This window comes from Micromonospora sp. NPDC000121 (assembly GCF_042899165.1).
In the GTDB taxonomy this organism is placed as follows: Bacteria; Actinomycetota; Actinomycetes; order Mycobacteriales; family Micromonosporaceae; genus Micromonospora.
On record NZ_JBIAZP010000001.1, the window covers coordinates 780,889 to 793,774 of the forward strand.

Genomic DNA, 12,886 nt, shown 5'->3' on the forward strand with positions numbered 1-12,886 from the left:
CACCGTGGCCGCCCCGAAAGGCAACGGCCGGCCACGCCCCTCCGGAGAGGGATGTGGCCGGCCGGGCTTCGTCTAGAGGATGGTCCAGGTGTCCCCGCTGGCGAGGAGACCGGCGAGCTGCTGCTCCGGGGTCTCGGTGACCGTCGCCTTCGCCGCGTCGAGCTGCGCCTGCACCACGCTGTCGTAGGACGGCCGGTCCACCGAGCGGAACACGCCGATCGGGGTGTTGCGCAGGTCCAGGCCGGGCAGCCGGGACAGCGCGAAGGCGTACGCCGGGTCGGTGACCGTCGCGTCGTGCACGACGATCTCCCCGGGGCTGACCGAGGCGGTCTCCCGGACCTCCAGGCCGAACCCGCCCGGCGGGTGCACGACGCAGAACTGCCCGTCCTTGCCGAACGTGATGGGCTGCCCGTGCTCCAGCCGGATCAGGTAGTCGTCCCGGGTGGCCGGCTCCTTGAGCTGGTCGAACGCGCCGTCGTTGAAGATGTTGCAGTTCTGGTAGATCTCCACGAACGCCGAACCCTGGTGCTCCGCCGCCGCCCGCAGCACCGACTGGAGGTGCTTGCGGTCGGAGTCGATGGTGCGGCCCACGAAGGTCGCCTCGGCGCCGAGGGCGAGCGACAGCGGGTTGAACGGGGCGTCGGCCGAGCCGGCCGGCGTCGACTTCGTGACCTTGCCGACCTCGGAGGTCGGCGAGTACTGCCCCTTGGTCAGGCCGTAGATCCGGTTGTTGAACAGCAGGATCTTCAGGTTGACGTTGCGGCGCAGCGCGTGGATCAGGTGGTTGCCGCCGATGGAGAGGGCGTCACCGTCGCCGGTGACCACCCAGACCGACAGGTCGGGGCGGCTGGCCGACAGGCCGGTGGCGATCGCCGGGGCGCGGCCGTGGATCGAGTGCATCCCGTAGGTGTTCATGTAGTACGGGAAGCGGGACGAGCAGCCGATGCCGGAGACGAAGACGATCCGCTCGCGCGGGATGTTCAGCTCCGGCATGAACTGCTGGATCGCGGCGAGGATCGCGTAGTCGCCGCAGCCGGGGCACCAGCGCACCTCCTGGTCGGACTTGAAGTCCTTGGCGGTGAGCTTGAGGGCGACGGGCTCAGACATTCTTCAGGACCTCTTCCAGCATCGTCTCCAGCTCGTTGGCCGTGAACGGGAGGCCGCGGACCTGGTTGTAGCCGATCGCGTCGACCAGGTACTTGGCCCGGATCACGTGGGCGAGCTGGCCGAGGTTCATCTCGGGGATGACCACCCGGTCGTAGGAGCCCAGCACCGTGCCGAGGTTGGCCGGCATCGGGGCGAGGTGCCGCAGGTGCGCCTGGGCGATGGAGTGGCCGCGCTGGCGCAGGCCCCGGCACGCCGCGCCGATCGGCCCGTACGTCGAGCCCCAGCCGAGCACCAGCACCCGGGCGTCGCCGTCCGGATCCTCGACCTCGACGTCCGGCACCGGGATCGTCTCGATCCGGGCCGCCCGGGTGCGCACCATGAAGTCGTGGTTCGCCGGGTCGTACGAGATGTCGCCGGTCTTGTCGGCCTTCTCCAGGCCGCCGATGCGGTGCTCGAGCCCGGCGGTGCCCGGGATGGCCCACGGCCGGGCCAGGGTCTCCGGGTCGCGCAGGTACGGCAGGAAGGTGGTGCCGTCCTCGCCGTTGGGCTTCGTGGCGAACTCGACCCGCAGGTCGGGCAGCGACTCGACGTCGGGCAGCAGCCACGGCTCGGAGCCGTTGGCGACGTAGTTGTCGGACAGCAGGATCACCGGGGTGCGGTAGGTCAGCGCGATCCGGGCGGCCTCCAGGGCCGCGTAGAAGCAGTCCGCCGGCGACTTCGGGGCGATCACCGCGACCGGGGCCTCGCCGTGGCGGCCGTAGAGCGCCATGTTGAGGTCGGCCTGCTCGGTCTTGGTGGGCATGCCCGTGGAGGGGCCGGCCCGCTGCACGTCGACGATGACCAGCGGCAGCTCCAGCGCCACGGCGAGGGAGATCGTCTCGCTCTTGAGCGCCACGCCCGGGCCGCTGGTCGTGGTGACGCCGAGCGAGCCGCCGTACGACGCGCCGAGCGCCGCGCCGACCGCGGCGATCTCGTCCTCGGCCTGCATGGTGAGCACGCCGAAGCGCTTGTGCTTGCTCAGCTCGTGCAGGATGTCCGAGGCCGGGGTGATCGGGTAGGCGCCCAGGAAGACCGGCAGCCCGGAGCGTACGCCGGCGGCCACCAGGCCGAGCGACAGGGCCGCGTTGCCGGTGATGTTGCGGTAGGTGCCCGGCTGCATCTTGGCCGGCTTGACCTCGTAGCGGACCGCGAAGTCCTCGGTCGTCTCGCCGAAGTTCCAGCCGGCGCGGAACGCCGCGACGTTCGCCGCGACGAGCTCCGGGCGGGCGGCGAACTTGCGCTCCAGGAAGCGCAGCGTCGACTCGTAGGGCCGGTTGTACATCCAGGAGAGCAGGCCGAGGGCGAACATGTTCTTGGCCCGCTCGGCGTCCTTCTTGGACACGTCGTGCTCGGCGAGCGCGCCGACCGTCATCGACGTCAGCGCCACCGGGTGCACCACGTAGCCGGCGAGGGTGTCGTCCTCGAGCGGGTTCGCCTGGTAGCCGACCTTGGCCAGGTTGCGCTTGGTGAACTCGTCGGTGTTGACGATGATGTCCGCCCCGCGCGGCAGGTCGGCGAGGTTGGCCTTGAGCGCCGCCGGGTTCATCGCCACCAGCACGTTCGGCGAGTCGCCGGGGGTCAGGATGTCGTAGTCGGCGAAGTGCACCTGGAAGCTCGACACGCCCGGCAGCGTGCCGGCGGGGGCCCGGATCTCCGCCGGGAAGTTCGGCAACGTGGAGATGTCGTTGCCCAGCTGCGCGGTCTCCGAGGTGAACCGGTCGCCGGTGAGCTGCATGCCGTCGCCGGAGTCGCCGGCGAACCGGATCACCACCCGGTCCAGTTGACGGATCTGCTTGGTCACGCCTGCACCTCGCTTCGCTGTGCGCGGTCGCGCGGGCGGCTGAACATGATGGTGACCTCGCCTAGCCCGGCCACGTGACCTCCTTGACGCACCGCTGCACCGGACCCGCTCGGGGCAGGCCCGGTCCGCTGTAGTTCCTCACCTGAAGCCTACGTCGGATCGCCGTTCCAACTTTCTCGTAGGCCGCCCTGTGGGATGCGATCGGGCGGGGTTCCGCACCGGTTTGCGGTGTTTCCGCCCGCCCGCCGTAATCCAGATCACCGGGGTGCCCGTCGATCCGGGTCGAGCGACCGGCTTTCCCGGCTCAGTCCGTCGGCGCGGGCGCCCCCGTCGGCTCTGGCACCGGGGCGCCCAGCCGCCGCCGCAGGGACATGGTGGCCAGTGTGAGGGCCAGGAGCACCAGCAGCGTGGAGACCACGATCAGGAGGATCGCGGTCCGCCGCATCGAGCCGGTCCCGCCGTCGTGGACGGGCATGACGTCTGCGGCCAGCACCCCCTGCGACCCGGTCGGGGCGGGCGGCGAGATCACCGGGGTGGCCAGGGCGGCGGCCGCGGTGATCCGGAAGCTCATCTGCACCTGCCGGGCCCGGCCGCTGCGCGGGTCGAGCTTGCCGTGCACGGCGCCGGCCAGTGGCGCCGTCCGCTGGGCCTCGGGCGTCGCGGACACCGGCAGCCGCAGGTGGGCGGCGCGGCCCGCGGGGACGGTGCCCAGGTCGCAGCGGGTCCGCGTCGGGCCGGCGGCGGTGCAGCCCGCCGGGGGCGCCGGCACGGTCACCCCGGCCGGCAGGATCACCTCGATCCGGCCGTCGGCGTCCACCCGGCCGGTGTTGCCCAGGCGTACGTCGAGGCCGCTCGCCCCGCCGCTGATGTCGAAGGCGACCTCGCCGGCCTCCAGCCTGATCCCGGGCACCGGCGGGCCGGGCGGGAAGAGCACGGCGAAGCCCTCGTCGTCGCGCGCCGGCTCCGCGCCGGGGACGGTCGCGGTGACCTGGACGGAGCCGCTGAGGGGCATCTGCCGCCAGGCGTCGCCGCCGACGCGTACGCGGAGCAGGGCGCTGAACCGGGCGCCCGGCGTGCTCGTCCACTCGCCGCAGCGGTGTGCCCCGCCGCCGACGTGGGCGCAGCCCCGGGTGCCGGCGTCGGTCAGCCCGGCCGGGAGCGTGTAGGCCAGCCGGATCCGGGCGGGGGCGGCCCCGGTGTTGGTGACGGTCACCCGCAGCGTGGTCACCGTGCTCCGCGCGTTCCAGTAGGCGGTGGTGAGGGTGATGTCGTCGGTGGTGACGCGGACCCTGGCCGGGGAGGCCGCCGGGCTGCCCGGGGCGGGCGCGGTCGGGCGCGCCGGCGGCACCGACGGCGCCGGCGGCGGCGCGCTGGGAGTCGGCGCGGCGGTGGTGGGCGTCGGTTCCTCCGGTGCCGTGGTCGTCGGGGCCGGCTCGGTCGTCTCGGCCGGCGGCGTGGTCTCCGGCGGCGGCGAGGTGGTCGGCGGCGCCTCGCTGGGCGCCGGGCCGGTGTCCGTCGGGTCGGCCGTCGGTGGCTCCGCGCCGGGCTCGCCCCCGGCCGGATCAGTGGCGGCGGCGGTGACCCGGGCGGCGGCGGTGGGGGTCGCGGCCGCCCAGCCGGGCACCGCGGCGACGGTGAGCCCGACCGTGAGGGAGATCGCCAGCAGGGGAGCCGTGCGCCGGTCGCGCGCCCGTCGGCCGGGCCGTACGTCCACGCGGGCCATCTGTCCTCCGTGACGGTGAGTGAGTGTTCCAATGTTCGGCAACGGTTGTCCACTGGCACTAGTCCCGCCGGGAAACAAGTCCGTAACGCTCGGCCGGCCGCACGGGGCGGTAGGCTGATCGACCGTGACCGGTTACCTGGGCTCGTACGCGACGCTCGGGCTCCTGCTGCTCGCCAGCGTCCTCTTCTTCGTTACGGCGTTCTCGGCCAATCGGGTGTTACGTCCTGCCCGTCCGGCTGATCCCTACGGTAAACGGGCCAGCTACGAGTGCGGCCTCGACCCCGTGGGCGCCGACTGGGCGCAGATGCAGATCCGTTACTACGTGTACGCGTATCTCTACGTCTTGTTCGCCGTGGAGTCCGTGTTCCTCTTCCCCTGGGCGGTGGTCTTCGACCGGCCGGGGTTCGGGATGGTCACGGTGGTGGAGATGGCGGTCTTCGTCGCGGTGCTGGCGCTGGGCATCCTCTACGCCTGGCGGAAGAACATCCTGCGCTGGACCTGACGGATGGGCCCGGCCGACGCCGCGCGGTGCGCCGAGGTCGTCGTGGTCCAGCCGGGCGGCGCGAGGTTGTCGGGCTCAGGCCAGGCCGCGCCGGGTCGCCGCGGGCGGGCGGTCACCGCGGATCGAGGCGACCATGTCGAGCACCCGGCGGGTGGGGCGGACCTGGTGCGCCCGGAACACCCGCGCGCCCAGCCAGGCGGAGACGGCGGTGGCCGCCAGCGTCCCCTCCAGCCGCTCGGCCACCGGGAGGTCCAGCGTCTCGCCGACGAAGTCCTTGTTCGACAGGGCGACCAGCAGCGGCCAGCCGGTGTCGGTGAGTTCGTCGAGCCGGCGGGTGATCTCCAGGGAGTGGCGGGTGTTCTTGCCGAAGTCGTGCGCCGGGTCGATCAGGATCCCGTCGGCCCGTACGCCCAGCCCGACCGCGCGTTCGGCGAGCCCGGTCACCGTCGCGACCACGTCGGCGACCACGTCGGGGAAGGCCGCCCGGTGCGGCCGGGTCCGGGGCGTCAGACCGCCGGCGTGCGAGCAGACCAGCCCGGCGCCGGTCTCCGCCGCCACCCGGGCCAGGGCCGGGTCGGCGCCGGACCAGGTGTCGTTGAGCAGGTCGGCGCCCGCGGCCACCGCCTCCACCGCGACCTCGGCCCGCCAGGTGTCGATCGAGATCACCACGTCGGGGAAGGCAGCCCGGACGGCGGCGATGGTCGCCACCGTGCGTCGGATCTCCTCGGCGGCGTCGACCTCGGCGCCCGGGCCGGCCTTGACCCCGCCGATGTCGATGATCTCGGCGCCCTCCTCGACCGCCCGCTCCACGGCGCGCAGCGCGCTGTCCTGGGCGAAGGTCGCGCCCCGGTCGAAGAACGAGTCCGGCGTCCGGTTGACGATCGCCATCACCACCAGATCGCCCGGGCCGAACGTCCGCCCACCGAGCCGTAGCGCCCCGGCCATACCGCCTCCTGAAGGTTCGCGCCGTCGTCCGGTCCCCGTCGCCGGCCGATCCCGACGCTAACCGGTCCGCCGCCGCCGGGCCCGGCCCGGTCGGTCGTCGCCGCGTCGCCCAGGGCGGCGCGCCGTGACGCGGCATCTCCACCTGCCGTTGTCCCGCCCGTCGTCGCCGCCTTTGCCGCGAGCCCGCCGGGTGCGGCCCAACCCTCTGCCGGTCATCGCCGCGTCGTCGCGTCCCGTCCGCCGTCGCCGCCTCGGCACGTTCCGCCTGTCGTCACGGCCCGTCGGGCGGCGGGCCGGCACCCGGATCGGGTGCGTCGGTCGGGGTGGTGGGGTCGCTCCGGCACATTCGACATGCCACGATCTGTGCATGGGTCAGGTTCTGCTCCTGCTTGTCGTCGCGCTGACCGTCGCGGCCGTGGTGTTCGGTGTGACCGTGCTGGTCACCGGCCGGGACCCGGGCCTGACGCCGGCCGAGCCGGACGGGCGCGCCGTGCCGCTGCCGGCCACCCGCCCGCTCCGCGAGGCCGACGTGGGTGAGGTCCGGTTCGACACGGCGCTGCGCGGCTACCGGATGGACCAGGTCGACCAGGCGTTGCGCCGGGCGGCCTACGACATCGGCTACAAGTCCGAGCTCGTCGGCGTGCTGGAGGCCGAGGTCGCCGCGCTGCGCGAGGGGCGGACCGCGGACGCCGAGGCCCTGCGCCGCGCCCGGGAGCAGTCGGCCGGGACGACCGCCGCCGACGCGTCGCCGCAGGCCCGGGCAACGGTGCCGGTGGGGGCCGACCGGCCGGACGGCGGCGGCCAGGACCTGGTCGTCGAGCCGATCCCCGCCTTCGCGGACCCTGAAGCGGGGACGGGTGACGCGACGCCGGCCGGGCCGACCGGGCGGGCGGCGTCGGCGCCGGGCGCCGACCCCGCCGGGCGTCCCGACGACGCGTCCGCCGCCCACGCGGGCGGCGACGGCACCGGGGACCGGACCGGCCGCGTCCCTGCCGAGCACGCCGAGGGAGACCCACGTGAGTCCCGGCGCGAGAACGTGACCGCCGGTGACGATCGGGTGACGGCGCCGACGGGCGCCGACCGGGCGATGTCACCGGCGGGCGAGGACCGGGTGACGGCGTTGGCCCGCGACGACGACACGACGGCGCCGGCGGGCGACGCCGGGCGGCAGGGGCCGGTGGTCCGGTCGGAGTCGGCGTGACCGGGCCCGCGGGCGGCGACAACCTGCGCGAGGCGGCACAGCCCGGTGCGGGCGAGGTCACCGCCACGGTGATCGTCGACGCGCCGGCGGAGCGGGTCTTCGCGGCGCTGACGGCCTGGGAGCGGCAGTCGGAGTGGATCCCGTTCACCACCGTCCGCGTGGTCGAGGGGGATGGCGGCGAGGGCAGCCTCGTCGAGGCCGTCACCGCGCTCGGCCCGGCCGCGCTGCGCGACGAGATGCGGGTGGTCCGGGTGGACGCGCCCTACGAGGTACGGGTGGTGCACTGCGGGAAGCTGCTGCGCGGCCCCGGCGTGCTGCGCTGCACGCCGCTGGCCCGGGATCGCACCCAGGTGGTCTGGCACGAGTGGTTCCACCTGCCCGGCGGCCCGGCCGGCCGGGTGACCTGGCCGGTGCTGTGGCCCGGCTCGAAGTTCAGCCTGACCCAGGCGCTGAAGAAGTTCGGCCGGCTGGTCGAGCAGGGCCGGCTGCCCTGACCGTCGGACGATCGCATGATCGACTCGACATGCCTGACATTGGGGCGTCGACCCGACCGGGACGGCCCGATGTGATTGACCTCGGGCTGACCGAGCCTCGCCTGCGGCGCGCGTACGGGCGCCGGAGGGCGGCCGCAGGCCGCGGGGCCGTCGGGCCCGTGCCCTAGCGTGGACGCGTGACTGACCTGGTGATCGGCGCCGACGGGCTGCCGCGCTGCGGCTGGGGGACCAGCACCCCGGACTACGCCGCCTACCACGACACCGAGTGGGGTCGCCCCCTGCACGGCGACGACGCACTCTACGAACGGATCACGCTGGAGGCGTTCCAGTCGGGGCTGTCCTGGCTGACCATCCTCCGCAAGCGCCCGGCGTTCCGGCTGGCCTTCGACGAGTTCCGGATCGAGACGGTGGCCGGCTACGGCGAGGCCGACGTGGCCCGGCTGCTCGCCGACGCGGGCATCGTGCGCAACCGGGCCAAGATCGAGGCGGCGATCGCCAACGCCCGGGCGGCGCTGGAGTTGCCCGAGGGGCTCTCCGCACTGCTCTGGTCCTTCGCCCCGCCGCCCCGGCCGACCCGGCCCACGTCCTTCGCGGAGGTGCCCGCGTTGACCGCGGAGTCCACCGCGATGGCCAAGGCGCTCAAGAAGCGCGGCTTCCGGTTCGTCGGCCCGACCACGGCCTACGCGCTGATGCAGGCCACCGGGATGGTCGACGACCACCTTGCGGGCTGCCACGTCGTGGCGGTGCGGGCGGCGTGATGGGATGGAGGCCATGACGACCGACACCGCGCACCGGGTGGACGGGGCGACCCACGCCGACGGCACGGGCGCCTGGGCCGTGCTGCTGCCCGGCGGGCGCTACGAGGCCGAGCGGCTCGTCCACCACGACACGCTCGAACTGACCGGCCTTGCCGACGCCGACCGACCCCGCCCCGGCGACCGGGTGGCGGTGCTGGCCGACGAGCCGCCACGGCTGGTGGCGCTGGGTCGGGTCGCCGCGGCCAGCGGCCAGGAGCGGGAGGATCCGGAGGATCCGCTCTCCGAGCGGGGCGAGGCGCCGCTGGTGGTGGCGTACACCCGGCGGGCCTTCGACGAGCCGGTGCCGGCCGAGACGGTGGCGCTCGCCGGGCCGGTGACCGCGCTCGACCCCACGGTGTTCCGGGAGTTGGCCGACAAGCTCGGCCCGCCGCCGCAGCGGCGTTCCTGGCTGGTCAGCCTCGACCTGCCGATCGAGGCCGCCTCGCCCGCCGAGGCGGTCCGGCTGTTCTGGGCGTACGTGCAGGAGCTGGGGCCGCGCGAGCTGCCCGCCTTCGTCTCGCCCTCCGGCGACGAGCTGGCCATGCAGGCGTTCGTGCTCGGCGCGGAGGCCAACCAGGATCCGGAGGAGGACGACTGACCTGACGGGGCGACGTCGCCGGGCCGGGGGCGGTTGGGCCGAAGCCCGGCCGCCCGGGCGGCGGCGACGATGCCCGGCCGCCCGGGCGGAGCCGGCAGGCGTCAGCGGCCCTCGAAGACCGGCTTCTGCTTGTTGACGAAGGCGACGGTGGCGGCCCGGTGGTCGGTGGTGCCCCCGCAGATCGACTGCGCCTGCGCCTCGGCGGCGAGGGCGTCGGCGAGGGTGCCCGCGTCGGCGATGGAGAGCTGCCGCTTGATCGCCCCGTAGGCGACGGTCGGGCCGGCGGCCAGTCGGGCGGCCAGCTCCTGTGCTGTCGGCAGCACCTGCTCGTCGTCCTCCACGAGGCGGTTGAGCAGCCCGAGCTGGCATGCCTCCGCCGCGCGCACCGGCTCGGCCAGCATCAGCAGCTCGACCGCCTTGGCGTGGCCGACCAGCCGGGGCAGCGTCCAGGAGGCGCCGGTGTCGGCGGCGAGCCCGACCTTGGCGAAGGCCATCAGGAAGCTGGTCGACGGCCCGCCGATGCGGATGTCGGCCAGGAAGGCCAGCGAGGCGCCCGCGCCGGCGGCCATCCCCCGCACCGCCGCGACGACCGGCTTCGGCAGGTTGGCCAGCCGGGCGGCGATCGGGTTGTAGTGCGCACGGACGGTGTCCAGCGGGTTGCCGTCGGTGGACTCCAGCGTCTGCACGTGCTCGCGCAGGTCCTGGCCGGCGCTGAACGATCCGCCCGCGCCGGCGAGCACCACGGCCCGGCAGGAGCGGTCGGTCTCCAACTCCGCCAGGGTGTCCCGCAGCGCCTCCTTGAGCGCCACGTCGAACGCGTTCATCGCCGTCGGGCGGTTCAGCGTCAGGGTGACGACGGCGTCGGTGCGGTCGACGAGCAGGGGCTCGGTCACGTCTCACGACCCTTCTGTCGGGCGAGGCGGTTGCCGGCGTCGAGGCACTGCTCGACGTACCGGTCGGCGGCCGGCCGCAGCCGGGCCGCGTGCCGGTCGAAGAAACTGGCCGCGGCGGTGCCGGGCCAGCGCTCGGGGAGCAGCGCCGGCGGCAGCTGCGGGTCCCGGAAAAGGAAGGTACGCCACGCGTGCACGAGCCGGAACCGGGCGGCGTACGCCTCCTCGTCCGGGCTGCGTACGGTGACGCCGGCCAGCAGCGGCCGCTGCTCGGCGACGAACTGCTCGTACGCCTGGCCGATCTCGGTCAGGTTCCAGGCGCGGCGCACGACCCCCATCGCCCCGGGGGTGCCGGAGGTGTGCGCGGCGGTGAACCGCTCGTAGCGCACGCCCGCCTCGTCGAGCAGCATGTCCACGTCCTCGCCGGGGCGGGTGGCCACCCAGGTGCAGTCGTCCAGGGCCCCGTAGCCGAGGAAGGACAGGTTGGCGGCGAGGCGTTGGCGTTCCCGCCGCGCGGCTGGCGCCTCCAGCACCAGCAGATCGAACCGGCCGTCCCAGGTGATCCGGCCGGTCCGGTAGATCCGGGCGGCCGCCTCGTCGAGTCGGCGGGCGGCTTTCGGTGTGATCGAATAACCCGGGCCGGAGGTGAGCCGGCACGGGTCCAGCCACCCCTGCCGGACCATCCGGGAGACCGCCGTACGCACGGCGGGCGGGGCGATCCCGAGCGGCGCCAGCAGCTTGACCAGGGCGGCGACGGGCGCCCGGCCGCCCCTCGCCCGGAGGTGGTCGCCGTACAGGTCGAAGAGTGCCGACCGTGCCTGCATGACCGCACATTGTGACAGGCCTTCTCAGGATAAGCTAGATGCTGTTACATCAATGCTGCTTCGGTTTGGGTCCGGCGGTGTTCATCAGGGAAAATCGTTGGTCGACACCCCCGCGTACGTTGCGGGTGGTCAAGACGAAGTGGCTGTGGGGCAACCCACCGACCCTGGTGTAGGTCTGAGGGGAGACAACATGGCGGCGATGAAGCCGCGGACGGGCGACGGTCCGCTGGAAGTCACCAAGGAGGGCCGGGGCATCGTCATGCGGGTCCCGCTGGAGGGCGGTGGCCGGCTCGTCGTCGAGATGACTCCCGACGAGGCCACCGCGCTGGGCGACGCGCTCAAGGCGGCTGCCGGCTGACCGAGGAGCGGTCCGCGCGCCCGCGCGGGCGTTTCGTCAACCCCTGAGCCACCGGCCCCGCCGGTGGCTCAGGGTCTTCATTCCCCGCGGAGCGCGCTCCGCGAGCTTCCTGGAGGTACGGCTCCGCGTGCTCGCCATTCGTCTGCTCGTCGAGCCGGAACGGCCCGACGTCCTCGTCCTGCCCGTGCGGCCCGCCGCGGCCGACGACGCCCCGGCCCGGCCGGTCCCGACCGACGTGGCGCTGCCCGACGGCGTGGCCGAGGAGGCCGCCGCCCTGGTCCCGGCCGCGCGCGCGACCGGGCGGCCCGGCGAGGTCCAGGCGCACCTCCGGCCCGGGCGCGATCCCGGCCGGCTGCTGCTGCTCGGGATCGGCGAGGGCGACGAGGCGGGCTGGCGGACCGCCGGCGCGGCACTGGCCCGGGCCGTCGGCGATGAGATGCGCGTCACGCTGGCCATGCCGGCCGGGGTCGCCCCGGCGGCCGTACGCGGACTGATCGAGGGGCTGCTGCTGGCGTCGTACCGGTTCCGGCTGACCGAGGCCGGCACCGCCGCGGCGCTGGCCGGGGTCGACATCGTGGTGGCCGACCCGGACGCGCACGCGACCGCCGTGGAGGTCGCCGCGACGACCGCCCGGATGACCCGGCTCGCCCGCGACCTCACCAACACCCCCTCGTCGATCAAGAACCCGGAGTGGTTCGCCGGCCAGGTCGCGCTCGCCGCGGCGGAGGTCGACGTGCCGGACCTGCACCTGCGGGTACGCGGCCCGGAGGAGTTGGCGGCGGAGGGCTTCGGCGGGATCCTCGCGGTCGGCGGCGGCTCGGCCAGCGCTCCGCGCCTGGTCGAGCTGGACTGGCGGCCGGCCGGCGCGCGTACGCACGTGGTGCTGGTGGGCAAGGGGATCACCTTCGACACCGGCGGCATCTCGATCAAGCCGGTGCCGGCGATGAAGCTGATGCGCAAGGACATGGCCGGCGCGGCGGCGGTGGTCGCGGCCACCCTCGGCGCGGCGGCGCTGCGCCTGCCCGTCCGGGTCACCACGCTCGCGCCGCTGGCGGAGAACATGCTCAGCGGCTCGGCCTTCCGCCCCGGCGACGTCATCCGCCACTACGGCGGCACGACCAGCGAGACCACCAACTCCGACGCCGAGGGGCGGCTCGTCCTCGCCGACGCGCTCGCCTACGCCGTCGCCGAGCTCAAGCCCGACCTGCTGGTCGACCTCGCCACGCTGACCGGCGCGAACGCGGTCGCGCTGGGCAAGCGGATGGGGGCCCTCTACAGCGAGAACGACGGGCTCGCCGCCGACGTGCTGGCCGCCATCGCGGCGGCCGGCGAGGCGGCCTGGAGGATGCCGCTGCCCGCCGACTACGTCGAGTACCTCGGCAGCGACCTGGCCGACCTCTACAGCGCGCCGGAACCGGCCAAATCGGTCACTGCCGCCCTGTTCCTGCGTGAGTTCACCGGCGAGCTGCGCGACCGGTGGCTGCACGTGGACATGTCCGCGCCGTCGTGGGCCGAGGGCGACGACGCCGAGCTGACCAAGGGCGCGACCGGCTGGGGCGTACGCTCGCTGCTGCGCTGGCTGGGGACGCTGGCCTGACCGCCGGTCG

Annotated in this window: 12 protein-coding genes and 1 pseudogene; 7 read left to right on the plus strand and 6 right to left on the minus strand. The window is 74.4% G+C overall.

All coding sequences use genetic code 11. From position 1 onward, the window contains the following. Positions 1 to 72 precede the first annotated feature (72 nt). The 3 genes from ACFY23_RS03810 to ACFY23_RS03820 form a co-directional block, all read right to left on the minus strand. A complete protein-coding gene (locus ACFY23_RS03810; RefSeq protein ID WP_350678135.1) occupies positions 73 to 1,107 on the minus strand; it encodes a 2-oxoacid:ferredoxin oxidoreductase subunit beta in 1,035 nt (344 codons plus the stop codon). Then, positions 1,100 to 2,947 (minus strand): 2-oxoacid:acceptor oxidoreductase subunit alpha, encoded by a 1,848-nt coding sequence (locus tag ACFY23_RS03815; protein WP_350678133.1) that lies wholly within the window; start codon positions 2,945 to 2,947, stop codon positions 1,100 to 1,102. The genes ACFY23_RS03810 and ACFY23_RS03815 overlap by 8 nt, the downstream gene beginning before the upstream one ends. Before the next feature lie 304 nt (positions 2,948 to 3,251). Continuing rightward, positions 3,252 to 4,670 (minus strand): hypothetical protein, encoded by a 1,419-nt coding sequence (locus ACFY23_RS03820; protein WP_350678131.1) that lies wholly within the window; start codon positions 4,668 to 4,670, stop codon positions 3,252 to 3,254. A gap of 124 nt (positions 4,671 to 4,794) precedes the next feature. Here ACFY23_RS03820 and ndhC point away from each other — a divergent pair, with 124 nt between their 5' ends. Next, a complete protein-coding gene (gene ndhC / locus ACFY23_RS03825) occupies positions 4,795 to 5,172 on the plus strand; it encodes an NADH-quinone oxidoreductase subunit A (protein WP_350678128.1) in 378 nt (125 codons plus the stop codon). Between the two features lie 75 nt (positions 5,173 to 5,247). On the opposite strand, the gene folP is transcribed toward ndhC, so the two are convergent. After that, a complete protein-coding gene (gene folP / locus ACFY23_RS03830) occupies positions 5,248 to 6,117 on the minus strand; it encodes a dihydropteroate synthase (protein WP_350678126.1) in 870 nt (289 codons plus the stop codon). A gap of 367 nt (positions 6,118 to 6,484) precedes the next feature. Here folP and ACFY23_RS03835 point away from each other — a divergent pair. From ACFY23_RS03835 to ACFY23_RS03850, 4 genes and pseudogenes are all read left to right on the plus strand, one after another. Further along, a pseudogene (locus ACFY23_RS03835) lies at positions 6,485 to 6,920 on the plus strand (DivIVA domain-containing protein); the annotation flags it as partial. A gap of 394 nt (positions 6,921 to 7,314) precedes the next feature. Further along, positions 7,315 to 7,812 carry an SRPBCC family protein gene (locus tag ACFY23_RS03840; protein ID WP_350678123.1) on the plus strand — a complete coding sequence of 166 codons (498 nt, stop codon included), beginning with the start codon at positions 7,315 to 7,317 and terminating at the stop codon, positions 7,810 to 7,812. Between the two features lie 176 nt (positions 7,813 to 7,988). Continuing rightward, positions 7,989 to 8,570, plus strand: coding sequence for a DNA-3-methyladenine glycosylase I (locus tag ACFY23_RS03845; RefSeq protein WP_350678121.1), 582 nt, complete (start codon positions 7,989 to 7,991; stop codon positions 8,568 to 8,570). 13 nt (positions 8,571 to 8,583) lie between these two features. Further along, positions 8,584 to 9,207, plus strand: a complete 624-nt coding sequence (locus ACFY23_RS03850) for a hypothetical protein (protein WP_350678119.1) — start codon at positions 8,584 to 8,586, stop codon at positions 9,205 to 9,207. A 101-nt stretch (positions 9,208 to 9,308) separates the two neighbouring features. Here the strand turns inward: ACFY23_RS03850 and ACFY23_RS03855 are convergent, their stop codons facing one another. After that, a complete protein-coding gene (locus ACFY23_RS03855) occupies positions 9,309 to 10,100 on the minus strand; it encodes an enoyl-CoA hydratase-related protein (protein WP_350678117.1) in 792 nt (263 codons plus the stop codon). After that, positions 10,097 to 10,921: a PaaX family transcriptional regulator C-terminal domain-containing protein gene (locus tag ACFY23_RS03860; protein ID WP_350678115.1), complete on the minus strand. Its 825-nt coding sequence runs from the start codon at positions 10,919 to 10,921 to the stop codon at positions 10,097 to 10,099. Before ACFY23_RS03860 ends, ACFY23_RS03855 begins: the two co-directional genes overlap by 4 nt. A 190-nt stretch (positions 10,922 to 11,111) precedes the next feature. Between ACFY23_RS03860 and ACFY23_RS03865 the strand changes: the two genes are divergently transcribed. Both ACFY23_RS03865 and ACFY23_RS03870 read left to right on the plus strand, forming a co-directional pair. Beyond that, complete coding sequence (locus ACFY23_RS03865) at positions 11,112 to 11,279, plus strand: DUF3117 domain-containing protein (protein ID WP_013283866.1); 168 nt, start codon at positions 11,112 to 11,114, stop codon at positions 11,277 to 11,279. A gap of 127 nt (positions 11,280 to 11,406) precedes the next feature. Further along, positions 11,407 to 12,876, plus strand: coding sequence for a leucyl aminopeptidase family protein (locus ACFY23_RS03870; protein ID WP_350678112.1), 1,470 nt, complete (start codon positions 11,407 to 11,409; stop codon positions 12,874 to 12,876). Positions 12,877 to 12,886: the final 10 nt, after the last annotated feature.

Bases quoted from the DNA above. Each gene is read 5' to 3' on its own strand.
- ACFY23_RS03810 (WP_350678135.1), bottom strand. From the start codon at position 1,107: ATGTCTGAGCCCGTCGCCCTCAAGCTCACCGCCAAGGACTTCAAGTCC.
- ACFY23_RS03820 (WP_350678131.1), bottom strand. From the start codon at position 4,670: ATGGCCCGCGTGGACGTACGGCCCGGCCGACGGGCGCGCGACCGGCGC.
- folP (WP_350678126.1), bottom strand. From the start codon at position 6,117: ATGGCCGGGGCGCTACGGCTCGGTGGGCGGACGTTCGGCCCGGGCGAT.
- ACFY23_RS03850 (WP_350678119.1), top strand. From the start codon at position 8,584: ATGACGACCGACACCGCGCACCGGGTGGACGGGGCGACCCACGCCGAC.
- ACFY23_RS03860 (WP_350678115.1), bottom strand. From the start codon at position 10,921: ATGCAGGCACGGTCGGCACTCTTCGACCTGTACGGCGACCACCTCCGG.
- ACFY23_RS03865 (WP_013283866.1), top strand. From the start codon at position 11,112: ATGGCGGCGATGAAGCCGCGGACGGGCGACGGTCCGCTGGAAGTCACC.